Below are 23913 nucleotides of genomic sequence, written 5' to 3' on the forward strand. Positions count from 1 at the left end.
ATAAAAGGTGCGGCTGTAAAGATTAAATAGCTTAAATGCTTCTTACTTATGATAGTACGACTGTTGTCCATTAAGTAAGTAAGGAGCCTTTCACTATTCAATTTTAACTTCAATCTTAACAATAGGGACTTATCTATGTCTTACATTAAACCTGCTGAATTTGTTCAAACTATGATCGATGCCGGCGAAAATAAAGTGTTCATGTCAACTCGCGATACCATTCTTCGAGGCATCATGGCAGGGGCTATTTTAGCTGTCGCCGTTGTTGTTGCAATAACTGCAGCTGTACAAACGGGTCTGCCGATTGTCGGTGCTTTGGTCTTTCCTGTAGGGTTTGTTGTCTTAAACCTGATGGGGTTTGATTTGTTAACGGCGGTTTTTGCACTAGCGCCATTGGCATTATTTGATAAACGAAAAGGGGTGACTAAAGCAGGGGTATTACGTAACTGGTTATTAGTTGGTTTAGGCAACTTGATTGGGGCTGTGAGTGTCGCTTTTCTCATAACTTTAACATTTACTATGAACTTTAGTGTTGAGCCAGGTGCAGTAGGTCAAGCTTTTATTAAAGCATCTACAGCTCGTTCACTTGGTTTCGCTGAGCACGGTATGGATGGTTGGATCACCGCTTTTGTGAAAGGTATTCTGTGTAACTGGTTTGTTTGTTTAGGTGTAGTTGGCGCAATGGTTTCAAAATCAGTGGGAGGCAAAACGCTGGCAATGTGGTTCCCTATCTTTATCTTCTTTGCATTAGTGTTTGAGCATGCGGTTGTTAATATGTTTTTATTCCCAATCGGCATGATGTTAGGCGCTGAATTTACTATTATGGACTGGTTAACATGGAATCAGTTACCGGTTACATTAGGTAATATAGTCGGTGGTTTAGGCTTTACTGGTATGGTTCTGTACGTTACACACGCTAAAACAAAACCTGCACGTAATCTTGTATAATACCAATCACAATAAATAGCTTATTTACTTGTTAAAACAGCCCAACTCCTCGTTGTAAATTTCGTAAAGAGAACAGCCATTTACGTCAATTTACGCCTTGAGTTGAACTGTTTTTACAGCGCAAAATTTAGATAACATATTTAATGTAATCGGTATAACCTTACGTAATACGATCATGGATTAAAAAGTATTAACACTATATTGTTTTAATCTGTCATAAAAATAAGGCCCTAAGTTAGTTATAACTTAGGGCCTTATTTTTATGATTTCTTTAGGAGTAATCGGTTGAATAACTTCCCATTATTATAAAGATACCATTATTATAAATATACCAACGGTTAAATCTAGATTGATACTGCGTCTTTATACAACCAAACCATATAAGCAAGATAGCCGATTAATAATAAAGCACCTTCAACGCGGCCCAATATGGCTATTTTACCTTTTCTCCAAGCAATTGAGAAAATAACCAACGCCAAGGTTAATGCAATCATAACGGGATAATCACGCGTTAACACTGCGATATCGAAACTACTTGCATGAATTAAACCTGGTAAGGCCATTACACCCAGAATATTAAACATATTTGAGCCGATGATATTACCCACTGCTAAATCGAACTCTTTTTTACGAGCAGCTGCAATGGTTGTTGCTAATTCAGGTAAGCTTGTACCGATAGCAACAACAGTTAATCCAATAATTAAGTCACTTACTTTAAAATATTCAGCAACTTCTACTGCACCCCAGACTAAAATCCGAGAAGAAGCGATTAAAATAAGAATACCAATAATTAACCATTTTAATGCTGCACCTTTACCGATTTCTTCTGGTAACTCATCTAAAATTTCCTGCGGTAAGGTGTCCTCTCCATTACTTTTTGCTTCCCAAATGGTAAAACCTAACATTGCAAACATCATGATTAATAGTAACAAACCATCTAAGAAGCTAAGATATTGATCCCACAAAAGAAAGTAGCTTATAGCCATGATTGCTAAAAGAGCAGGCATTTCACGTTTAAGTAGTTTTGAATGGATATGTAACGGATAAAATAAAGCGGTTAAACCTAGCATTAAACCAACATTAGTAATATTAGAGCCAATAGCATTACCAATTGATAGTCCTGTATTCCCGTCTAATGCGGCCATAGATGACACTAACATTTCCGGGGCAGATGTACCCAAACCAACAATAACAACACCGACAATCAAAGGCGATATAGAAAAGCTACGCGCTGTATTAGATGCACCTAATACAAACTTATCTGCACTCCAAATAAGCAGTGCAAAACCAATTAGGATAGCCAATGTTGGATATAATAAAGTGATCAAAACTTCCTCCTGAGTATTTTGAATTACCTATAAAAAAACGCTGAACATTCTCATGATCAGCGTTCTTTTAAATTTATAAAATCTGTGGGTATTTAGCCACGACCTTCAGCTATTGCTGCAACAGCCGCTAGTTCAGCCGCTTGTTTTTCATGTCTTTCCTGGCGATCTTGAATATCCATTAACTCATTTGTGATTAGGTTTTCTTCAATCTCACGTAAAGCAATCACGGTTGGTTTGTCATTCTCTGGATCAACTAAAGGTGTTTTACCTCCAGTAGCAAGCTGACGAGCTCGACGAGAAGCCATTAAGATTAGATCAAAACGGTTACCTACTACATTTACTGCATCTTCAACGGTTACTCGTGCCATTGCTGAACTCCAAAAATTAATTACATAAAAAAGGGCGGTTATTATATGTGCTAAACGCTAATTGATCCAGCACCTTAGTATAGAGATTATACTTCTAATAACTCTTTGATTGTTTTGCGGTGTTTAATCGCTTGTTTTTCTTGCTCGTTACGCAATGCGCGTACAATAGCAGAAAACTCTTGTGTAGCTGTATCAAAATCGTCATTGATGATTAAATAATCGTATTCATTATAGTGTGACATCTCTGATTGTGCTTTTTCCATGCGTTTAGCGATGACTTCAGCACTATCTTGTCCACGTTTATTTAAACGAGCTTCTAGTTCTACTCGGCTTGGTGGCAGGATGAAAATACCTTTAGCATTTGGCATAACTTTATGAACTTGACGAGCACCTTGCCAGTCAATATCTAACATTACATCAATACCTTGTGCTAAAGATTGCTCAATAGTAATACGCGAAGTACCGTAATAGTTACCAAAGACTTCAGCCCATTCAAAAAAAGCATTATCAGTAATTAACTGTTTAAATTCAGCTTCAGTAACAAAGTGATAATGCTCACCATTCACTTCACCTGGTCTTGGTGAGCGTGTTGTATGTGAAATTGATACTTGAGCAGGGTAGTCACTTTTTTCAGCTAGTAATGCTGTAATTAAACTAGACTTTCCTGCGCCACTTGGGGCGGATACAATAAAAAGAGTGCCAACTTGGGACATAGTTAATTTCCTGAAACAGTTTTTGTAAATCAAGCACCAGGCTGGTGGATTTTTAAGCACTTGAATTTTTGTAAGCGCGGATTATGGCTTATTTTATGAATGAAGTCTTTTTAATCATCAACTATTTTTATAAAAACAATTATATTATTCACTGTGCCTATTTAATGCAGTAAATATAGCTTCAATCATATCTACCGATATTAATCTTTCCAACGATTTTTTATTTCAATAATCTTGTCTAATTTTGACTCAAACAAATCAACTAATTCAGGATCAAAGTGCTTATTTTTTTGAGATCTAATTAACTCGATAGCCTTCTCAACGGGCCATGCTTCTTTATAAGGACGAACACTGGTTAATGCATCAAATACATCTGCAAGTGCAACTATGCGACCTTCAATAGGGATATCGGTGCCTTTTAACTGTTTAGGGTAACCTGTGCCATCCCATTTTTCATGGTGTGTCATTGCGACTATTTTAGCTAATTCAATTAAATCTGAGTCTGATTCACCCAATATCTCTGCACCTATTTCAGGGTGCTTTTTCATTATTGTAAATTCTTCATCGGTTAGTTTTCCTGGCTTAAGCATGATGCTATCAGGAATACCAATTTTACCGATGTCGTGCATAGGAGCAGCAAGAAATAATGCATCTGCTTCTTTTGCTGAATGACCGTAGGCTAAGGCAATCACTTTCGAGTAATGACTCATACGCATAACGTGCATGCCGGTTTCATTATCCTTGTACTCGGCAGCTCTACCAAGTCGCTGAATAACTTGTAACCTGGTACGCTTTAGTTCATCGATATCAACTAAAGACAAATGGGTTTTTACACGCGCTTTTACCACTGCCGGAGTAACTGGTTTAGAAATATAATCGACAGCACCGATATTAAGCCCTTTTGCTTCATCAACTGCGTCATTTAAAGCCGTCACAAATATAATTGGGATAGTTTTATATAAAGGATTCTTTTTGAGAAGCTCACAAACTTCATACCCGGTCATTTCTGGCATCATTACATCAAGTAAAATTAAGTCTGGCTTTTCTTTATCAATTAAGCGCAATGCCTCAGTTCCGCTTTTAGCAAAAATGAGTTTGTAAATATCTTTTAAAATGTTATTCAATACTTTTAAATTAATAGGTTCATCATCAACAATAAGTATTTTTTGTTTACTATTTGGCATCTAATTTACTCATTACACTTATTTAAATAGAAGATTTTATCGATTGAATGAGCACTTTAATATGATTCAAGGCTAATTCAAAATCAAAGTCATTACATGCAGTAATGACTGCTTTAATCTCTTCATTATAATTTGAACGAACAGCTTGTAATATATCTAACTGATCATCATCAAACTCATTGTTTTCTACAGAGACTTCAAGTTTTAAGAGTGTTGCAAGCAATACTTCATGAGAAGTATGTTCTTTCTCTGCTTCTTGGTATGTTCTTGTACTCATTTTTTTAGTACATTGAGTAATCGCATTAATTTCTAATTCAATATTTTCCAGCGATGCTATCGCTTCTTGTTGTTTATGTTTAAGGCTTGCGTCTTCTAGTGCAGTTAATGCCAACATAAGTCGATTTAGCGCTAGATTTCCAGCTGCTCCTTTATATTTATGGGCAGTACTTTCTACAGTGAGCCACTCTTCATTTTTTATAAGAGCAGATAATGCTGCAATATTATTTTTAGATTGATTTAAAAATTGTACTATTTCGTTAAATAGCGTTGTTTTTGAGCCCCATAAATCTATACCTTTCTCAATATCAATCGACACTTGTTGCGTTGGTTTGCTCTCTTTTGCATCAATTGTTGTTTCATTTAAGGTTAATACTTTCGCTATTTCATTTAATAGTTGACGAAGATCGATTGGTTTATTAGCAAACCCATCCATCCCCGATTCTTCAGCTGATTTTCTATCTTGAGGTAATACACTGGCTGTTAAAGCAATAATAGGCAGTCTTGAAAGTCCATGCTCTATTTCATATTCACGTCTTTTCTTGGATGCTGTTAATCCATCCATTACTGGCATTTGAATATCCATAAGTACAATATCAAAACGCTCATTTTCCATTTTATGTAAAGCTTGTTCACCATTTCTTGCCACAGCAAAAGAATGATTATTACGTTTTAAAATCAAGCTCATTAAATCAATATTTTGTTCAATATCATCGACGATTAAAACACTTAATTGCGGTAGCTCAGTATAAATTTCTTTTAATTTTGATTGAGTTGGTACATTGGCTAATTTCATCGGAATGCTAAATTCAAAAGTAGAGCCTTTACCTTTTTCACTTTTAGCTGAAATAGAACCACCCATTAATTCAATTAACTGCTTACTAATTGTAGTGCCTAAACCGGTACCACCAAAGCGACGGCTCATTGATTCATCTGCTTGTGCAAAGGGTTCAAATACAGAATCTAGTTGAGTTTGAGTCATGCCAATACCAGTATCAGAAACAGCAAAGTGTAAAAACTCTGTTTGTTTATTTTTGATAGTGATTGTGACGCTGCCTTCTTCTGTGAATTTAACCGCATTACCAATAATATTGGTCAATACTTGTCTTAATCGGTCAGGCACACCGTTATAGAAGCATTGAGTATCTTTGTCTATATTGAGGTTAATTTGTAAACCTTTATGTTGTGCTTGTAACCACAATGTTGATACGACTGAATCGACTTCTTCTACTAAATAAAAGTCTCGATATTCTAATTGGAATTTACCTTTGTCTAACTTTGCACTATCAAGAACATCATTGAGGATATGTAGAAGTGATTTTGCAGACTGGTTAATAGTATTTAATTGTTTTCTTTGGTTATTATTTAATTTTTCGTCTAGTAAAATATCACTAAAACCGATAATCGCATTCATTGGAGTACGGATTTCATGACTCATATTAGCTAAAAATGCAGCGCGTGTAGTTGCGGCTTGTTCTGCTTTTTCTTTTGCTGAAATTAATGCTGATTCCATTTTTTTACGGTCACTAATATCCATAATGAAACCGTCAAAGTATCTCTCTTCAGGCGTATCCCCTTGTACTGCTCTACCATAGCCTAATACCCACTTAATATTTTTATAACGGTCAATGATTCTCAATTCTAGTTGATAGCCATCTGGATGATATAGGTCAGTATCAAGGATAATTTGCATATCTTCAGGATGTACAAAATCAGCAATAGTACGTTTGGCATTAGGTAATAAAAAGTCTTCAGCAGGGTAACCAAGCATTTTTTCTACTTCATCATTAATAAAGATACTTGGCCAACCTGGGGTATCTAGATGACGATAAGCAATGCCTGGAATATTAGCCACTAAAGAGCGTATTTTAGCTTCTTTATTACGTAATGAACTTTCCATTGCTTTTCGTTCACGTAAGTCTGAAATAAAAGCAACACACATTAGTTGATTATTTAATTCTACATGTCCAATACCGAGACGAACTGGAATTTTTTCACCGTCTTTTGCTAATGCCTCTACTTCTCTGCCTTCATCTATAATTTCTGCTTCTCGAATTTGTAAATAATCATTAATAAACGGATCATGACTTGCTTGATAAGGCAGTGGCAAAATTATTTTAACGTTTTGACCAATGAGCTCTTCTGACGACCAAGCTAATAAGGTAGATACCGCCTTATTGACACTAATAATAATGCCTTTTGAATCAATCGTTATGATCCCATCTATCGCAGTATTCATTGTTGCAATTAAACGACGTTCGTTATTCATCGCCGTAGCGGAGATATCTTTGTAACGGAAAATAATATTGGCACCTAAAACGAGAAATATAACGACAACAGTAATACCCGTCACAATTAACGCTAAGATAGTGGAAATTTCACTTGTTTGTTCAGATAGCTCCATACCTGGCGGCAACACAAAGCGAGCTGCAAGCATACCGACGTAATGCATGCCTGCAATAGCTGCACCCATTACACAACTCGAGATGCCTATTTTTATATTTTTGTTAAGGCGAGGTATATTATGCTTATCTAAACCAAAGCTGATCCATAACGCTAATATTGCTAAAATCACAGCAACTAAAATAGAGACAATAAACATCACTGGGTCGTATCGTAAAAGCGGTGCCATTTCCATCGCAGCCATACCAATGTAGTGCATTGCACCTATACCAGATCCAACAAGCACGCCACCAAAGACTAATTGGCAACTCTTTATTTCTTTACGAGTTATTAAATTCAGCGTTACCCAAGATGCGGCAATAGAAGGAAGAACGGAAATAAGCGTGGTATCTATTTGATAGCTAATATTGGTACAAAGGTCTAACGCTAACATACCGAGAAAATGCATTGACCATACACCGCCACCCAAAACTATACTGCCAATAATAAGAGATATTTTTTTGCGTATAGGCGTTGCATATTGCGCTTGGTGTGCAACTTGAAACCCCATAAAGGAGGCAAGTATAGCAATAGAAATTGATAGAGTAACAAGCCATGGGTTGTACTTGGAGAGCACGAATAAGTTGGATTCGTTATAATTAAAAATCTCTAGGATCTGTTCTAACATATGTTAAGCACCACTATTAAAGAAAAAGACATTCTATTTTTTATAAAAGGATAAGTTATTTATGCAAATGTCATTAAATAGCAGATCGATATTATTGATGAAAATAAGTGTTTATTGAAAGTTTGCATGAGAAAAGTTGTCCACATACTGCCTACTAAAAACGAATGTTTATAATATGGAATGGATTAAAGTTACCCATTTGTTAATTCTATTTTATTACTATCGGCGATCTTTTAATAAAGTTGAACTTTATTGATCACTATTAATACTTTTTTATGGTTTATTAGTCTTTTTTGTGGTTTATTTTTGATGTTTGTAGGCTGTATTTCTATTTTCGATAAGAATAATTATTTAATACTACTGTAGTGATTATTTTATTATTAAACAATAAATGAACATGCTAACGGTATTGCGACAGATAATTAAGGGACATTAAATTAATAGCATTATTGTGTTTTTTGTTTTATGGGAGGAGTAAATACTAACATTTAGCTGGGTAAAAAATGGGAAAGCCAACAACGAAAGGTTGCTGTTGGCTTATAATTTGTAGGTTATACTTTTTCGCGCTGCAGTATTTTTTTCGCTTGTTTTTTAGCTTTATTTTCTTCTAACTGTGTTACCGCTGCTGAACCTATGTGCGCTTGTCCGCGTTCAAGCGATAAACGTATTTGTTTTTCACGTTCTAGGAAACGTTGTTTTTGTTCTTCTGATAAGCTGTCATGGCATTGATGGCAACTTACACCTTGCATGTACTTTTCTGACTTTTTATCTTCTTCAGTAATAGGTAAACGACAACCATGACATTGATCATATTGACCTTTTTCAAGTTTGTGATTTACTGATACACGATTGTCGAAGACAAAGCATTCACCTTTCCACATTGTCTCTTCTTCAGGTACTTCTTCAAGGTACTTAAGTACACCACCTTCAAGATGATAAACTTCATCAAAGCCTTGCTCCTTTAGGTAGGCTGTTGATTTTTCACAACGAATGCCACCAGTACAAAACATAGCTACTTTTTTATGCTTTGCAGGATCAAGGTTTTCTTTTACGTAGGCTGGAAATTCACGGAAGTTAGTCGTTTTTGGATCAACTGCATTTTCAAAAGTACCAATACTGATTTCATAATCATTACGTGTATCAACTAATAAAACCTCGGGATCACTTATTAAAGCATTCCAATCTTTTGGTTTTACATAAGTACCTACGACACGATTTGGGTCAATACCTTCGATACCCATCGTCACGATTTCTTTTTTCAGTTTTACTTTAGTACGGTAAAAAGGGTTTTCTGTATCAAATGAAAACTTTGCCGTTAGATCTGTTAAACGAGGATCAAATTTTAACCAGTTAAGTACATTATCGATACCCTCTTGATCGCCTGCGATCGTACCGTTGATGCCTTCGCTTGCTAACAACAAAGTGCCTTTAACTTGGTTTGCATTTAATATATTAAGTAGTGGGGTTTGGATCTCTTCGTAATTTGCTAGATCAACAAACCTATATAAAGCACAAACAACTGTATTTGACATGTTTTTTTCCTCGTTCTACGAACTGAAACGTAAATTCAGCCACGCATTATACGAATAGAAATGTTATAAGCAATTTTTATATTACCTTTCACCAATAAGTAAACATGCCTTGAAGCCTTGAATTTACTCGCTTCTTGGGATTAACGTTTGAAACGTAACATGTTTTCAGACAATAGCTGACTATCTTTGTCTTTTTTGAGCTCGTTAACTTTCTTCTATTATTGAGTATTCTTCTTCTAATTATAAGTTAATAAACCAATCGGACGTTAATTCTTAGAAAATATGGTTACTAGATTAATCATCTCATCTAAAGGTATCTTCAATATTTGCCCAAGCACAATTAAGCTTGTTATTTTATTCTCTATTTTTAATGACAAAGCTGAATGAAATTTATCCAAATATTTTCTAATACTTTGTTTGTAATTGATATTAATAACTATTTTTAGTTGATTTGATTCTTTAATGTTTAGGCAATTAAAATGATAAAAATAAAATCTAATGATCAATTTTAAATGAAATTACCCTTTTGGAGGTATTATTTTATAGATGATTAACAATTAATGTCTATACTGTTTTAGTTGTTAATACGCTTTTTAATTAAAAAGAGAATTCTGATTTATAAGCATGGAGGGGTAAAATGCCAACGCGATTACATTTAATTAGAGCAAGTCACCTACATCCTGTCATTCAGTATATGCAAACATTATCTATGCCAGTAGAGTCTTTACTTGAGGAAGCTGAGTTAAGTCTTGCCCTATTAGTAGAACCTAACCAATTAATTTTAGAAAAGAAAGTTTGGCGGTTTCTAGAGCTCGCCGCTGAATTTAATAATATGCCACATCTAGCGACTTCTTTAACAGAACAAAGTCATTTATCTCAATATGGTGGTTTTACAGAACATTTATTAAAAGCAGATAACCTTTATCAGGCTTTACAGTTTTTAATTCAAGAAATTAATTTACACCATAATAATAACTATTTTTGGATCCAAGAAAGTGAGGAATGCATTTGGATTTGTCGTCCTCAACATCCTTATATTAAAGATAATCAATGGCAAGTTGAACAGCATGTAATGAGTTTACTTTGTATGTTAATTGAATTTTATGCAGGAGAGGGCTGGCTTCCTAAGAAAATAAAGTTACAAGATAATAAAGCTGTAGGAATAGAGCGATCTCGTTTTTTTAAAAATACAGAAATTAAGTTAGGACAACCTTATTCCGCCATTGCAATTGATCACATTTTATTAAAAGACCGTTCATTAATAAGCCAGTTTCCTAAACCTTCTAGTCTTGATTATATTCCTGATTCCTTTGTACAAGGATTTAAGTTACTTTTAAAGCAAAACTATTTTGGACAGAGTTGGTTGGCTGAAAATATAGCCACGGCGCTAGAGACGAGTGTTCGTACTTTAAAAAGAAAGTTACATAGCCAGGGTACATCGTTACGTAAGGTGTTTGATGAAGTTCGTTTTCAGCAAGCATGTGACTTAATTGAACAAGATGTACATGATTATGATGTGTTAGCTGAAAAGCTTTCTTATACACACGCAAATAACTTTGTACGTGCCTTCAAACGCTGGAGTGGCATTACGCCAAGGGAATATATACGCCTGCGTAATATAGAATTATTGAAAAAGAATGAGGCATGGTGAGCTTTATCGTATAATAATACGTACTAAACTATACCCGTTACCGTTTAAGATACTTTGTTCAGTCATTAGCTTGAACTCTACATCAAGACGTAACATGATGACAATAGCGAGTCCTTATTGAAGGTTGCAACGCAGAGTTGGTTTTCAAGTTAACGATCCAGAGGGTAAGCTGCGAAGCAAACATCTTGGTTGTTAGAAAGTATCTATCTAATCCATTAGATCTTTCGCTTTCTGCCTGGCATCTTTTCACTTCACCGCTTGTTGAGTTTTGCACCTTGGATAGTAACGAATAGATATGAATCCATAGTGGCTTATTATTAGAGGTAAAAATGAAATTTTTATTATTAATCGTAGCAATTTTATTACAAACAGCTTGTACTGGTATTCCGGATGGAATGAAAGCCGTTAAGAACTTTGATAGTGAACGTTATTTAGGTACTTGGTATGAAATTGCACGTTTAGACCATTCTTTTGAAAGAGGGCTTGAAAAAGTTTCAGCGACTTATTCAATGCGTGATGATGGCGGCATTAAAGTCGTTAACAAAGGATACTCTACAGAAGATAAAGAATGGAAAGAAGCGGTTGGTAAAGCGTACTTTGTTGATGATAAAAACACTGGTCACTTAAAAGTGTCTTTCTTTGGCCCATTTTATGGATCGTATATTATTTTTAAAATGGACCAAGTAAATTATCAGTATGCTTTCATTAGTAGCTATAACCACGAATATTTATGGTTATTATCGCGTACGCCGCAGATAAGTGATGAAGTGAAGCAAGACTTTATTAATACTGCCGCTGAATATGGCTTTTCAACCGATCAACTTATTTTTGTTGATCAAATGACAACCAATACAGACACCAAATAAAGCACCTATCATACAGCAGGTGCTTTCATCACTAATCAGCTTTTTTTTGCTGTTTAAGTTGAGTTAAAACGACATCGAGTGATGGTTGAATTTGATGGCCTAAAGCAATGATTTCCTGATCTGGTATGACTAGGTCAGGGACTTGGTAAACTTGCATTTTTGCTGCTAGCGCTGATAAAACCCCATTACTTGAATCTTCAAAAGCTAAGCATTGCTCTGCTGGAATATTTAAGCGTTTTGCTGCTAACAAAAAAATCTCAGGGTGTGGTTTGCCATGAGTGACTTCGCAACCACTACTGATATGTTCAAAATAATGATCTATTTTAGCCAACCTTAACTTGGTCGCTGCTAACTTGTTGTGTGTTGAGGTCGCCACAGCCACGGGAATATTTTGTGTTTTAAACCATTCTAATAAATCAATGACGCCAGATTTTACAGGGATAGCTTGATTCTCTACGACGGGCCAATAACCATCCATCCAAGCTTTACGTAAAGGTGCATACTCAATGTACTGTGCATAATGCGACATAATTGCTTCTTCAATCCCTTTGGCATTGCGACCAATGATTTTCAAATAAGCACTTTTAACAAAAGGCAGTGATAGTTGTATGCAAGCTTGTTCGAAAGCTTGCATACAAACACGTTCGGTATCTAGTAGTAGGCCATCCATATCAAAAATAGCAGCTTGGTAGGACATAAAATTCTCAATCAATAATTAACATTGCGAGCTAGTGTACCTACTTTTTATGATCTATAAAGTGAGTGATTATTAATGGTCTCTACTTTTAAATTTTCTTAAGTTTTCTAACATTAACAAAGCCAATTAAAATGCCACTGATCACACACAAACTTGCAACTAACTTAATCATTCCAACTTCTTCTTGATAAAACAAAACACCTCCTAATAAACCAAAAATAGGAACGAGTAAGGTAAGTGGGGCCACAGTAGTTAGTGGATAGGTAACTAGTAGTCGGTTCCAAATCCAATAGCCCAATAAAGTTACCGGATAAGCTTGAAATAATACCGAGAAAATAACACGATCATTAAACTGTGTTGATAATTGTACGAAAGCATCACTACCTGATTGAAAGTAGACGATTAAGAATAGAGGAATAGGCGCAAAAGCCATTGCCCATAAACTAAATGCAAATACCTGTTTTGTGCCTGCTTTTTTGACTGTAATACTCGCTAAACTCCACGATATAGCAGCGAATAAAATTAGCATGAGTCCTAATTGTGTTACTGAACCATCTGTTACGGTTAAACTTAATAATAAACCTCCTAAAGCAAGGCCACTGCCAATGATTTTATTTATAGGAAGAGATTCTTTTAATAAAAAATAACCTAAGAACAAACCAAATACTACATTCATTTGTAATAAGACTGAGGCCATGCCTGCGCTTAACCCTGCTTGGATAGACCATGTAGCCATTCCCCAAATACCAATCGCGAATAACCAGCCATAGACGATTAGGTAATACCATGACACATCTGGTTTTTTGACAAAAAATATAGCGGGTAATGTTGCTAAAGTGAACCTTAATGCCGTTAATAACAAAGGATCAATTTCGTTTACGCCTAACTTGATCACTGAGAAATTTAACCCCCAGACAACCATGATTAAAATACCTAGTATCAAATCGTTCTTTTTCATGCCAGATCCTTTCTTTTGAATAATGCGTTCTTGCGCTTATGTGTATTATCAAACAAACTAAAAAAGATAACAGATACAAAAATTATAAATTAAAGCGGTACAATTTATGCGTTATAAACAATTAGCTAAACAGTGCGTACAGCAGATTGAATCTGGGCAACTCCTTGTAAACAGCAAAATGCCTTCTTTACGTAATTTTAAACAGTTGCATAATGTCAGTATGACGACGGCGTTAAATTGCTATCAGCATTTGGAATCACTGGGGTGGTTAATAGCAAAACCACAGTCAGGATACTATGTAGCTCAAAGATCATTGTTAGTAGAAAAGCCACAAACACCTACTGTCATTAGTTTTCAAAGCTCGATTACACAACCACATTTACCGGCTTTGTATAATCCTTTTATCGATCCTTGCCCATTAGGTATTGCACGTTATGATCCTGATTTAATACCGGTGGATAAACTACAACAAAGCTTTCGGCGCGCAATGAAGCAACAAGGCAATCAACTTAGTCATTACCCTAATCCACAAGGAGAAATGACATTACGCGATAACTTGAGTGAGCACTTTAAAACGGTTGATTTTCACTTTTCTGCTACAGAGTGTGTGATCACACATGGTTGTTTAGATGCCATCAGAACAGCGATTGAAATCACCACAGAAGTCGGTGATGCTATTGCTATCAGTTCACCGTGTTTTTCTGGTTTATTAGAGTTATTAGGGGTGATGGGACGACGTGTGGTTGAGATCCCTTCGGTTATGGAGGGCATTGACCTTGAACAATTACAAAAGCAGATGCAATTAGGGGCGATAAAAGCAGGTTTGTTTTGTACTTCACACATGAACCCACAAGGAACGTCAATGAGTTCGCTGCAAAAACAAAAACTTGTTGAATTAGCGACTCAGTATAGAATTCCTATTATTGAAGACGATGTTTATCTCGAATTAGGTTATGGAAAAGTTATTCCGCTACCTGCAAAACATTGGGACCAAGAAGGCTATATTTTATGGTGTGGTTCTATTTCTAAAACCATTGCGGCAGGGTATCGTTTAGGTTGGTGTTTACCTGGTCGTTATTTGCAAGATTATTTACAACAACGTTTATTTGCAAATCAAGGTGTGACATCACCACTACAGCTTGCTATTGCAGATTTTATTGTACGTGGTGATTATATAAATCACCTTAAAAAAATACGCTTACACTTGCAGCAACAAACATTGCAGTTTATTGCTTATTTGCAACAACACTTACCAAGCAACAGTAAAATTAGCCAACCTGCTGGTGGTTTTGTTTTATGGATTGAGGTTCCTAACCTAAATACGCCTAAATTAAGACAACTTGGCATACAAAAGAAACTAGATATACGTGTGGGTAATAGCTTTAGTACGTTAGGTTTGTACCCACATTGCTTTAGATTGAATATTGGTTTTAGTATGACTGCTGCAGAGGTTAAATTACAATTAAGTGATTTAATTAAATTAGTTAAAATTTGTTCAGAGGATACACCATGTTAGATAACCCTAAAGCGCTCAGCGAGGCGGTTAACCAAACCATGCCATTCGGCAAATATGCAGGTCGAAAATTGATTCACTTACCAGAACCTTATTTAGTGTGGTTTCATGGTAAAGGTTTTCCTGAAGGCAAATTAGGTGAGCAGTTAGCATTGATGTATGAAGTTAAGTTAAATGGACTAGAGACCATGCTTGCGCCATTGATTAAGTAACACCTAACCTGAATGATGATGTCATGAGAGACTAAAAAAATTTTTAAGTATTTTATTGTTGATTTAATTTTATTCTAAGTTTTCCTGGGGGCTTCATAGGTGAACTTTAAAAAATTCATTACGTATTACCGTGATAGAGATAAAGCTGCACGGTACTCCAAAACGATAATTAGGGGAAGAAGATGAGATTAAAAGGAATAAGTTGTTTAACCGCTGGTATTCTTATGAGCTATTCTGCTATCGCTCAACCTTTAAGTAAAGAAGCAGGGTGGGAGTTTACCTTAAGTCTAAATGTTGGTTACAGCGGTGGAGAGTCTCAATTTGATACGGACAGTGATAACGAGACGACTAATGATCTGAATAATAATGGTCAATCTCAGTCTTCTACATTAGCTTATCCATTAGGACGAGTGCAATACACATTAGATAGCCTTAAAACACAGTTCTTTCTTGGTAATAGCCGGGAACAAGTTTCAACGGCGCAATTTCAATATGAGCTTGGTATTGTTCATCAATTTAATAACGACAGTAAATTAACTTTTGCTGTTTTTCCAAAATTATCAATGTTGAATGAAACTTGGGAAGACCCTTTTTTAGTGGGTAGTGACCGACAAACTACCGATGAAAAAGTGGGAGGAGGGCGAATTGCTGTAGAGAGAATTTTTGGTAGTCCATTGACGTTAAAGTATGCGATTGCAAGCAGCAGTATTGATAACGAACGTAGTGGTCAAAGTCAGTTAACGGATGCATCTGAAATTGCCTCACTACAACGAGATAGTGTGTATCAAAGGGTAGAGGTTGAAACCTTATTCCCAGTGGCAAAAGGTATATTGTTAAAACCTAACCTTCAATATACTCACCGTAATGCCGAAGGTAACGCTAATAGTTATGATAATTATACGGTACAGTTATCTATTTTAATTTTTCGAGACCGACATACTTTAATTACCACTATTAATGCGGGTACTCGAACGTATCAGCAAATTAATCCCATTTTTGATGCTAAGCAAAATCTAAATCATGCAGGTATTTTTTCTATTTATAGCTATAAGAGGCCATTTGATTGGGATCGTTGGACTTGGACTATGATGGGAGGATATAGCCAAGAAAACTCAGACATTAGTTTTTACGATAGCAAAAGTTTTATTGTTTCTACTGGCTTGTTATATAAATTTTAAACATCTTATTACTGCTTAATTAGTGAACGAGTATCGTTTGAAATAAGCAAATTTAGCGATTACGCTATTCTTCTCATCTCTGGATCATAATGTCAGTGTTATTTTTGACTCACAAATAAAGTGTGATCTAGATCGCATAAAAATTGTTAAAGGCAACCTAATCAAATTTAATCCTCTGTGAAATATCAATAGACTAGATTAGTAACTGGTGATTTTGTTAGGGTATTGTTAGGGACTGTGATTAAGGAATGATTGTGTTCTTATTAATACTAATTATCACAAGGCTGTGTTTAGGAGTTTAATTTTTATGATAGAACAAAATTTTTGCGGTTATTGGGACTTTTATCCTTTATCTAGCAATGATGATGGGTATTGGCTATTGGGCTTTCAGAAAGACCGTTAATTCTTCGGATTATTTTTTAGGTGGACGTCAGCTAGGACCTTGGCCAACAGCTATATCAGCAGGTGCATCAGATATGAGTGGGTGGCTATTACTTGGCTTACCTGGTTACGCTCTTGTTGCAGGGTATGGATCGTTCTGGCTTGCTGGTGGTTTATTAGTCGGTAGTTGGTTAAATTGGATAATATGTTCGAAACGTCTACGTACTTATACCATTATTACAAATGACTCATTAACCTTACCTGATTATTTTGCTCGTCGTTTTGAAGATAAAAGCAAAATGTTACAAACTATTTCAGCTTTTTTTATCCTGTTATTTTTCCTTTTTTATACCAGTGCAGGTTTAGTGGCTGGCGGTAAATTATTCCAAACTGTATTTGATCTTAACTATCAGTTAGCCGTTATCATCGGTACTGTTTGTGTTGTGTCTTATACCTTATTTGGTGGTTTCTTAGCTGTATCTTGGACGGATTTAGTACAAGGTTTATTAATGGCTGCTGCACTAATGTTAGTGCCTATTTTGGCATTAGATGGTTCAATAAGTGATTTAACTACGTCATTAGCGACTAAAAATCCTGAGTTATTAGATGCTTTTACTAATAATGACGGCACGCCAATGAGCGTTATTGCTATTATTTCATTACTTGCATGGGGGCTAGGTTACTTTGGACAACCACATATATTGGCGCGTTTCCAAGCTGCAAGTAGTAATAAATCATTAACAACAGCACGTCGTATCTCGGTGATTTGGACTCTTCTTTCAATCATTGGCGCTATTTTTGTTGGGTTAATCGGTATCACTTATGTAGATTCTCACTTAGGTGGTGTTTTAGAAGATAGTGAAACTATCTTTATGATTTTAGTGAATGGTATGTTCCACCCTGTGATCGCTGGTATTTTGTTAGCGGCAATTCTTGCGGCAATAATGAGTACGGCTGATTCGCAATTACTTGTATCGTCTTCAGCGTTAGCAGAGGATTTTTACAAACAACATATTAATCCTGAAGCAAGTTCTGAAAAAGTCGTATTAGTGGGACGTTTAGGTGTGGTTGGTCTATCACTGATTGCATTAGCACTTGCGTTTAACCCTGAGAGTTCAGTGCTCGGCTTAGTATCGTATGCTTGGGCCGGTTTTGGTGCTGCATTTGGACCTGTTATTATCTTAAGCTTGTACTGGTCACGTATGACGCGTTATGGCGCTTTAGCAGGGATCCTTGTTGGTGGTATAACTATCGTTGTTTGGAAACAATTAACGGGCGGTTGGTTTGATGTTTATGAAATTGTACCTGGCATTATCTTCGCACTAATAGCGATTGTTGTTGTGAGCTTGTTAAGCAAAACACCAAGTCAGAGTATCTTAGCAAAACATCAAGAAATGAAAGATAAACTATCAGTGTTATAACTTAAACTTTTTGTTTATTGCTAAAACCTCGCTTAAGTCATTAAGTGAGGTTTTTTTATGCCTTTTAAAAAGTAAGGCTAATCAATTTTACCCAACCTTTTAACCACTATTTCTCATTAAAGCTTTCTATATCATCTTGTTTAAATGAAATAATTTAAATAAATTTTTATTATTTAGCTATTATTAGCAATAAAAAAGTATCTTTTGTGGTCTGTTAGATATATTAATTCAAAAAAGGTGGGACTAAACATGAAAAAAATATTTTCTCTTTTCCAAGTGATAGCATTAATGAGCTTTGCTTTGTTTCAAAGTGCGAATGCTGCTGATGCTGTGTATACAAGCTACTTTAGTGATAAAGCGGCTGGTGGTTATGATGTTGTTGCTTACTTTACTGAAAATAAACCAGTAGAAGGTAGCAGTAAATATCAATTAGAATATAACGGAGCAGATTGGTACTTTTCGAGTGCAGAACATTTAGCTTTATTTAAAAATAACCCTGAAAAATATGCACCACAATATGGTGGATATTGTGCATGGGCGATGGCAGGAAATGATACTGCTCCAGGTAAACCTGCCTTTTGGTCTGTTTATAATGATAAACTATACTTAAATTATGACCAATCTATTCAAGATGCATGGGTTGCAGATAAAGATGGTTTTATTAAAAAAGCTGACCTTAATTGGTCTACATTAGACAAGGAATAAAAATGAGAGTATTACCTATTTTTAGTTGGGTTGTTGTGTTGTGGGTAGCAAAGGTTTTTGTATTATCGCTACCTTATAAGTTTACGTTACATCCAGACACACAACATATTTTTGGTACGATTGGCGTATGGATGCAAGGTTTATTTGGTAATGCCATTGGAACCTTATTCGCAAACTATGGTTCTTATGCTGTAGGGACTGTCGAATTAACTACTTCAATTGTTTTACTAATACCGGCTTTATTTTGGGTATTGAAAAAAATTGGCCTATTACGATGTGCACCAAGCCGCAGTTTAATGCATGCGATTGGCGGTTTAATGGCTTTTGGTGTGATGACTGGTGCGGCTTTCTTTCATCTATTTACACCATTAGGTATTGAAGTTATTCATGAAGGTCAAAGCGATGGCGGTAGTTTATTTTATACTGCAGTTTCTATCGTAATATTAGGATTTATCCTTTTTGTTACTAACTACCGTGATTATAAAAATAAATAAAATCAATAAGGCACAATTTTGCTAATACGTATACTGCTAGTACTTTCTTATATCTTATGGTGCTGTCGATTTTTGATTGCACCTTGGAAGTACTTTCAATTAAATGCCAATTACTTTAATCAGCATCGACATATTTTTTCTAAGTTAGATATGGATCTGCTAATACCTGAAAAATGGCGTCTAATGCAGTTCGTTGATCAAGGTGATGAGGAAACTAATAAACAGCCTGATACTTATCCTGTGTTTCTGAAACCTGAATGGGGACAGAACTCACAGGGTGTTTGTCGCGTTGATAGTTTTGCAGACCTACAAGAGCATCGCCAACATCGTGCAGAAAAAAGCCCTCGTTATTTAATACAAGCGGCAGCAAAAGGGAAGCGAGAATTTGAAATATTCTATATTCCAGGAGCGACGACGAATAAATCTTCTGCCATTATTTCAGTGACTGAAACCTGTAATAATAGTGATGACTTAATGCCAGTGAACGGTATTTATAATAGCGATACTTATTACCAATCTTGTATGCCGCATTTAAATGCAGAGCAACTGCAAAAAATTGAATCATTATTCTCTAAAATTGGCAATTTCAAAATCGCCCGTTTTTGTGCGAGAGCAGACTCGTTACAAGCTTTGCTTGACGAACAGTTTTCTATTGTAGAAATTAATGTTTATGTACCGATGCCACTCATACTCTTAACGAAAGAGATGAGCTTAAAATCTAAACTTAAGTTTGTATTTTCAGGTATGAAACAATTATCGTTAGTAACAAAAGATATTCCGGCTTCACAACCGGTTAAGTCTATCTTCTTTCAAAAATTACAATCAGCTCGGTTATTAAAATCGAATATAAAAAATGAGCTCTCTTAATGAACATAAAAAAAATAATATATGCTTGGATCAGTAAAAAATTTATGGGTGGTTGTAGTAACTACAACAGCTTAGAAGTTCGTAGAAGCTGCCGTAGTAAAGAGCAAGCTCGTGACAAGTTTAAATTAGGTGGCATCCCTCATGCTCAAGGTTTAATTTTCTTAAACCCTTTTGCAGCTATCCGTTTTGCTAAACAGCATGGTTTTCCTTTAGTCATTAAGCCTAATGTGAGTGGCTTTTCTCGTGGTAGTCATTTTCCCATTCGAGATTATAAAGAATTGTGGAAAGCTATTTTCTTAGCGAAACTTTGGTGGCCATTTACAGTGGTTGAGCAATTCTTAGAAGGTAACAACTATCGCGTTGTTGTGGCTAACGGAGAAATTGTTTCTGTATTACAACGTTACGCACCCGCTGTTAAAGGCGATGGTACTTCAACGATTCGAGAGTTGATGTTAAAAGAAAATGCAATTCGTGAAGAGATGAAGTTATATCCTGTCATCTATCCATTAAAAGAAAGTGCACAAACTAAAGCATTCTTAGCGAAACAAGGTTTAAATTTTGAGTCCGTGCTTAAAGCTGAGCAACGTGTGACCTTATTTTACCGTATCTCTTTAGCGCCCGGTGGTGTGGTTGAAGTGATTAATAAACAGTTATTACCAGAAGTTAATAATGCACTATTTAAAAACGTACTCAATTTATTTGATGCCAATATTCTAGGTATTGATGTTATTTTGGAAAAAGGTATTGAATTTGATTATCGCGATCAAAAGTGTATTTTCCTTGAGGTTAATTCTCGCCCGTATTTAAAAATGCATGCGTATCCTCGTTATGGTGAAGCTGAAGATTTAAGTGATGATTTCAATCAATTAGATGCGTTAGATGTTAAACAGTCAGACACCTTCTAAGTGTCAGGTTTAACTCGTACCTTTTATCTATTTACAGGGTTTCATTCTTTCCTATTAGGGTTATTGCCTTTATTTATTGCCGTTATTTTATGGGATAAAGGCTTAACCATTAGTCATATTTCTTATTTTATTGCGCTGACTGCAGCAGGGTTTGTTGCTGCATTATACTATTGGGACCGCCTTCGAGCGACTCATCGTTGGCGCAAGTTAATAAGCTTATCGTTTATCTTCCAAAGTCTATTTGTGCTGTTATTAGTGTGGGATAACCAATTAGCTCTAGTGACAATAGGTGCTTTAATTAATGGCGCTGCAGGTTGTTTTTATTGGTCTACACAACGCCTTTTATTTCAAGCCATTACTGAAGATAAAAATACTGGTAACACCTTTGGCAATTTTCAAATCTTAGTTGTTTTTGCGTTAAAAATAGGTGTGTTAGTTGGTAGTTACCTTTTAGGCATGGAATATTTTATTGGATTGCTTGTACTTTCTTTATTGCTGTCCTTCTTAGGATTTAGTTTGGTTGATAAAAGCTTACAAGGGAAAAGTGAGTTATACGATTTAAAGCAAGTACCAGCCTTTAGCTTAAAGCAAATTGTTGGATTTAAAGATTCGCATCATTCAGTGATGATTTTTACTGTTGATGGTTTATTTTTGTTTTTAGAAAGTTACTTTTGGATGTTAACTATTTACATGCTGACACAGGAAAACGTAATGCAATTAGGGTTGATTTTAGTTGCGCTCAGTATTTTATTGGCACTTATTTTCTTCTTTATAAAAAAACAAATTGATCGTATTAATGTGCGAGTTATTTATAGCATTGCAGTGATTGGTTACGCTTGTTCATGGTTGTTTCGAGCTCAGTTAAATGAAGAGTCGAGCGCGATTATGTTATACAGCAGCTTATTATTAATTGCTTTTTTGAGTAACTTTTTTAGATTGGCTTTTAATAAACGCTTTTATGATATTGCCCGTCGTGAACAACCGACACGTTATATTATTTGTAAAAGTTACTACTCTCAATTTATGTTGATGCTGTTGTTCAGTGTTATTGGATTTTTTACCGTATCGACAGGGCATGCATTACAACAATTACAGGTCTTATATTACTTGTGTATCCCGCTTGTTTTAGTCTATTTTATTTATGGTAATAAATCGTCCAATCAATGCTCACATGCGTAATGAATATTTTTACATCGTACTTATAACGAAGTAAAACAAACAAAAACGCCAGCAAGAAGCTGGCGTTTTATTAACTAGCATCTAACGAATTATTAATCCATTAAATATTCTAAACCGTAAACTAACTCAGCGCGTTTTACGACTTCTTTACAAGCTAAGCAGATCCCTGGCATAAACGATTCACGATGCTGTGAATTATGCTCAATTTTAAGGGTTTCACTTAAACCGCCAAAAAAGACAGTTTGTTGGGCAACGACACCTGGCAAACGAATCGAATGTAACTTCACACCATTTAACTCTGCGCCACGAGCACCTTCAATTAACTCTTTGTCACTACAAGGTGTTACCGCTTTAGTGCGCGCAGCTGCAATTAACTCAGCAGTACGAATACCTGTACCTGACGGACTTTCTTCTTTCTGTGGGCTATGCGCTTCAATGACTTCTACGTCAGGTAAGTACTTTGCAGCTTGTACAGCAAATTGCATCATCAATACGGCACCTATTGAGAAGTTAGGTGCAATTAATCCACCCAGCTTTTTCTCTTTAGCAAGTGCTTGTAGCTCTTCTACTTGCTGCTCTAGAAAACCACTGGTGCCAATAACAGGGCAAGCACCTGCATTAAGGATGGTTTGTGTATTATTGAATCCTGCTGAAGCTGCGGTTAAATCAACAACAACTTGAGCGCCTGTTTGCTTTATTAAGGCTGCTAAATCGTCACCAAAATCACAAGCACCGACTAATTCTAACTCAGCGTCATTATTAACGGCTTTAACGGCTTCTCCACCCATACGACCTTTTGCGCCGTTTACAATTACTTTAACCATGTTTATTCCTTTACTTCATTTATAAATTTAAAAAATGGTAGCCAATAAATCCAATCCAACTTAATACCAGTAGTGTCCAAGGTAGAATGTGATTTGTAGATTTATTGTCGCTGGTATCTATTTCTGGTTCATTATCAACTACAGGCGCTTTCTTTTTTTTGGCTTTATCTGCTTCTCGTTGCTTGCTCTTTGCTAGCTTTTTATATTCAGCAATACCTTTTTGAATGCCTAATGCAATCAATCGTGTTTGTTCTTTCGTTTGCCCTGGTTTTTGTATTTTTTTTGCCATGGCGAGTGCTTCATCTTGTGTTTCTTGCGATACGGCTGGTTTATGATGTTTGGCCATTTGATATCTTCTGTATTTAGAATGTGAATGAGCTTTTATAGTTGGATTTTACCTTTTAAAAGCCTTAATTACTTTCTTGAGCCTTCTTTGAGCGCTTAATTGCTTTTCGATTTACATTTTCTAAAAACTTTTCAGGATCATCATAATTATATTTAACTAAATGCTCTACCAGTTGCTTGGTGATCAACTGTGTTTCAGTAATTTCTTCTCTACTTCTGCCGCAACCGCCGCAACGATCTTCATTACTCGTACAGTCACCTGTGCATGGACTAAATTTCATTTGATGTATCCTGTTTC

23 protein-coding genes are annotated in these 23913 nt (G+C 35.7%); 12 read left to right on the forward strand and 11 right to left on the reverse strand.

The window, feature by feature from the left end:
• The first annotated feature begins 135 nt into the window (after positions 1-135).
• The gene (locus GQR59_RS17915) at positions 136-948 is read left to right on the forward strand and encodes a formate/nitrite transporter family protein (protein ID WP_160064935.1); all 813 of its coding nucleotides are present in this window, start codon (positions 136-138) and stop codon (positions 946-948) included.
• Between the two features lie 344 nt (positions 949-1292).
• On the opposite strand, the gene GQR59_RS17920 is transcribed toward GQR59_RS17915, so the two are convergent.
• The 6 genes from GQR59_RS17920 to trhO form a co-directional block, all read right to left on the reverse strand.
• The gene (locus GQR59_RS17920; protein WP_160064937.1) at positions 1293-2276 is read right to left on the reverse strand and encodes a calcium/sodium antiporter; all 984 of its coding nucleotides are present in this window, start codon (positions 2274-2276) and stop codon (positions 1293-1295) included.
• 92 nt (positions 2277-2368) lie between these two features.
• A complete protein-coding gene (rpoZ, locus tag GQR59_RS17925; protein ID WP_025563521.1) occupies positions 2369-2644 on the reverse strand; it encodes a DNA-directed RNA polymerase subunit omega in 276 nt (91 codons plus the stop codon).
• 86 nt (positions 2645-2730) lie between these two features.
• Complete coding sequence (gene gmk / locus GQR59_RS17930; protein WP_160064939.1) at positions 2731-3357, reverse strand: guanylate kinase; 627 nt, start codon at positions 3355-3357, stop codon at positions 2731-2733.
• A gap of 200 nt (positions 3358-3557) precedes the next feature.
• On the reverse strand, positions 3558-4541 hold the full coding sequence (locus GQR59_RS17935; protein WP_160064941.1) for a response regulator: 984 nt from the start codon (positions 4539-4541) through the stop codon (positions 3558-3560).
• A 22-nt stretch (positions 4542-4563) separates the two neighbouring features.
• On the reverse strand, positions 4564-7887 hold the full coding sequence (locus GQR59_RS17940) for an MHYT domain-containing protein (RefSeq protein WP_160064943.1): 3324 nt from the start codon (positions 7885-7887) through the stop codon (positions 4564-4566).
• Positions 7888-8438: 551 nt separating this feature from the next.
• Positions 8439-9419 (reverse strand): oxygen-dependent tRNA uridine(34) hydroxylase TrhO, encoded by a 981-nt coding sequence (gene trhO / locus GQR59_RS17945; protein ID WP_160064945.1) that lies wholly within the window; start codon positions 9417-9419, stop codon positions 8439-8441.
• A 637-nt stretch (positions 9420-10056) separates the two neighbouring features.
• Between trhO and GQR59_RS17950 the strand changes: the two genes are divergently transcribed.
• A complete protein-coding gene (locus GQR59_RS17950) occupies positions 10057-11070 on the forward strand; it encodes an AraC family transcriptional regulator (protein WP_160064947.1) in 1014 nt (337 codons plus the stop codon).
• A 329-nt stretch (positions 11071-11399) separates the two neighbouring features.
• Positions 11400-11936: a lipocalin family protein gene (locus GQR59_RS17955; RefSeq protein ID WP_160064949.1), complete on the forward strand. Its 537-nt coding sequence runs from the start codon at positions 11400-11402 to the stop codon at positions 11934-11936.
• 31 nt (positions 11937-11967) lie between these two features.
• On the opposite strand, the gene GQR59_RS17960 is transcribed toward GQR59_RS17955, so the two are convergent.
• A complete protein-coding gene (locus tag GQR59_RS17960; protein WP_160064951.1) occupies positions 11968-12633 on the reverse strand; it encodes an HAD family hydrolase in 666 nt (221 codons plus the stop codon).
• Positions 12634-12721: 88 nt separating this feature from the next.
• Positions 12722-13591: an EamA family transporter gene (locus tag GQR59_RS17965; RefSeq protein WP_160064953.1), complete on the reverse strand. Its 870-nt coding sequence runs from the start codon at positions 13589-13591 to the stop codon at positions 12722-12724.
• A gap of 106 nt (positions 13592-13697) precedes the next feature.
• On the opposite strand from GQR59_RS17965, the gene GQR59_RS17970 reads away from it, so the two are divergent.
• From GQR59_RS17970 to GQR59_RS18010, 9 genes are all read left to right on the forward strand, one after another.
• On the forward strand, positions 13698-15107 hold the full coding sequence (locus GQR59_RS17970) for an aminotransferase-like domain-containing protein (protein WP_160064955.1): 1410 nt from the start codon (positions 13698-13700) through the stop codon (positions 15105-15107).
• The gene (locus tag GQR59_RS17975; RefSeq protein WP_160064957.1) at positions 15101-15316 is read left to right on the forward strand and encodes a DUF3820 family protein; all 216 of its coding nucleotides are present in this window, start codon (positions 15101-15103) and stop codon (positions 15314-15316) included. Before GQR59_RS17970 ends, GQR59_RS17975 begins: the two co-directional genes overlap by 7 nt.
• A gap of 182 nt (positions 15317-15498) precedes the next feature.
• Complete coding sequence (locus tag GQR59_RS17980; RefSeq protein ID WP_160064959.1) at positions 15499-16494, forward strand: DUF2860 domain-containing protein; 996 nt, start codon at positions 15499-15501, stop codon at positions 16492-16494.
• A gap of 365 nt (positions 16495-16859) precedes the next feature.
• The gene (gene putP, locus GQR59_RS17985; RefSeq protein ID WP_236546806.1) at positions 16860-18296 is read left to right on the forward strand and encodes a sodium/proline symporter PutP; all 1437 of its coding nucleotides are present in this window, start codon (positions 16860-16862) and stop codon (positions 18294-18296) included.
• Between the two features lie 249 nt (positions 18297-18545).
• Entirely contained in the window at positions 18546-19001 is a 456-nt protein-coding gene (locus GQR59_RS17990) for a YHS domain-containing (seleno)protein (RefSeq protein ID WP_160064963.1), read from the forward strand.
• A gap of 2 nt (positions 19002-19003) precedes the next feature.
• On the forward strand, positions 19004-19495 hold the full coding sequence (locus tag GQR59_RS17995) for a hypothetical protein (RefSeq protein ID WP_160064965.1): 492 nt from the start codon (positions 19004-19006) through the stop codon (positions 19493-19495).
• Positions 19496-19513: 18 nt separating this feature from the next.
• The gene (locus GQR59_RS18000) at positions 19514-20362 is read left to right on the forward strand and encodes a hypothetical protein (RefSeq protein WP_160064967.1); all 849 of its coding nucleotides are present in this window, start codon (positions 19514-19516) and stop codon (positions 20360-20362) included.
• Positions 20362-21267 (forward strand): cyanophycin synthetase, encoded by a 906-nt coding sequence (locus GQR59_RS18005; protein ID WP_160064969.1) that lies wholly within the window; start codon positions 20362-20364, stop codon positions 21265-21267. Before GQR59_RS18000 ends, GQR59_RS18005 begins: the two co-directional genes overlap by 1 nt.
• Complete coding sequence (locus GQR59_RS18010; protein WP_160064971.1) at positions 21268-22446, forward strand: MFS transporter; 1179 nt, start codon at positions 21268-21270, stop codon at positions 22444-22446. It begins immediately after the preceding gene.
• Between the two features lie 92 nt (positions 22447-22538).
• Here GQR59_RS18010 and dapB read toward each other — a convergent pair whose 3' ends face one another.
• The 3 genes from dapB to GQR59_RS18025 form a co-directional block, all read right to left on the reverse strand.
• Complete coding sequence (gene dapB, locus GQR59_RS18015) at positions 22539-23270, reverse strand: 4-hydroxy-tetrahydrodipicolinate reductase (RefSeq protein WP_160064973.1); 732 nt, start codon at positions 23268-23270, stop codon at positions 22539-22541.
• A 19-nt stretch (positions 23271-23289) separates the two neighbouring features.
• Positions 23290-23616: a DUF2956 domain-containing protein gene (locus GQR59_RS18020; protein WP_160064975.1), complete on the reverse strand. Its 327-nt coding sequence runs from the start codon at positions 23614-23616 to the stop codon at positions 23290-23292.
• Positions 23617-23680: 64 nt separating this feature from the next.
• Positions 23681-23896: a DUF1289 domain-containing protein gene (locus GQR59_RS18025; protein WP_160064977.1), complete on the reverse strand. Its 216-nt coding sequence runs from the start codon at positions 23894-23896 to the stop codon at positions 23681-23683.
• Between the last annotated feature and the right edge of the window lie 17 nt (positions 23897-23913).

The organism is Psychromonas sp. L1A2, assembly GCF_009828855.1.
In the GTDB taxonomy this organism is placed as follows: domain Bacteria; phylum Pseudomonadota; class Gammaproteobacteria; order Enterobacterales; family Psychromonadaceae; genus Psychromonas.

What these genes read in the sequence shown, in the direction of transcription:
- GQR59_RS17915 (WP_160064935.1), top strand. Translation starts at nt 136, where the DNA reads ATGTCTTACATTAAACCTGCTGAATTTGTTCAAACTATGATCGATGCC.
- rpoZ (WP_025563521.1), bottom strand. Translation starts at nt 2,644, where the DNA reads ATGGCACGAGTAACCGTTGAAGATGCAGTAAATGTAGTAGGTAACCGT.
- gmk (WP_160064939.1), bottom strand. Translation starts at nt 3,357, where the DNA reads ATGTCCCAAGTTGGCACTCTTTTTATTGTATCCGCCCCAAGTGGCGCA.
- GQR59_RS17935 (WP_160064941.1), bottom strand. Translation starts at nt 4,541, where the DNA reads ATGCCAAATAGTAAACAAAAAATACTTATTGTTGATGATGAACCTATT.
- GQR59_RS17940 (WP_160064943.1), bottom strand. Translation starts at nt 7,887, where the DNA reads ATGTTAGAACAGATCCTAGAGATTTTTAATTATAACGAATCCAACTTA.
- trhO (WP_160064945.1), bottom strand. Translation starts at nt 9,419, where the DNA reads ATGTCAAATACAGTTGTTTGTGCTTTATATAGGTTTGTTGATCTAGCA.
- GQR59_RS17950 (WP_160064947.1), top strand. Translation starts at nt 10,057, where the DNA reads ATGCCAACGCGATTACATTTAATTAGAGCAAGTCACCTACATCCTGTC.
- GQR59_RS17955 (WP_160064949.1), top strand. Translation starts at nt 11,400, where the DNA reads ATGAAATTTTTATTATTAATCGTAGCAATTTTATTACAAACAGCTTGT.
- GQR59_RS17960 (WP_160064951.1), bottom strand. Translation starts at nt 12,633, where the DNA reads ATGTCCTACCAAGCTGCTATTTTTGATATGGATGGCCTACTACTAGAT.
- GQR59_RS17965 (WP_160064953.1), bottom strand. Translation starts at nt 13,591, where the DNA reads ATGAAAAAGAACGATTTGATACTAGGTATTTTAATCATGGTTGTCTGG.
- GQR59_RS17970 (WP_160064955.1), top strand. Translation starts at nt 13,698, where the DNA reads ATGCGTTATAAACAATTAGCTAAACAGTGCGTACAGCAGATTGAATCT.
- GQR59_RS17975 (WP_160064957.1), top strand. Translation starts at nt 15,101, where the DNA reads ATGTTAGATAACCCTAAAGCGCTCAGCGAGGCGGTTAACCAAACCATG.
- GQR59_RS17980 (WP_160064959.1), top strand. Translation starts at nt 15,499, where the DNA reads ATGAGATTAAAAGGAATAAGTTGTTTAACCGCTGGTATTCTTATGAGC.
- putP (WP_236546806.1), top strand. Translation starts at nt 16,860, where the DNA reads ATGGGTATTGGCTATTGGGCTTTCAGAAAGACCGTTAATTCTTCGGAT.
- GQR59_RS17990 (WP_160064963.1), top strand. Translation starts at nt 18,546, where the DNA reads ATGAAAAAAATATTTTCTCTTTTCCAAGTGATAGCATTAATGAGCTTT.
- GQR59_RS17995 (WP_160064965.1), top strand. Translation starts at nt 19,004, where the DNA reads ATGAGAGTATTACCTATTTTTAGTTGGGTTGTTGTGTTGTGGGTAGCA.
- GQR59_RS18005 (WP_160064969.1), top strand. Translation starts at nt 20,362, where the DNA reads ATGAACATAAAAAAAATAATATATGCTTGGATCAGTAAAAAATTTATG.
- dapB (WP_160064973.1), bottom strand. Translation starts at nt 23,270, where the DNA reads ATGGTTAAAGTAATTGTAAACGGCGCAAAAGGTCGTATGGGTGGAGAA.
- GQR59_RS18020 (WP_160064975.1), bottom strand. Translation starts at nt 23,616, where the DNA reads ATGGCCAAACATCATAAACCAGCCGTATCGCAAGAAACACAAGATGAA.
- GQR59_RS18025 (WP_160064977.1), bottom strand. Translation starts at nt 23,896, where the DNA reads ATGAAATTTAGTCCATGCACAGGTGACTGTACGAGTAATGAAGATCGT.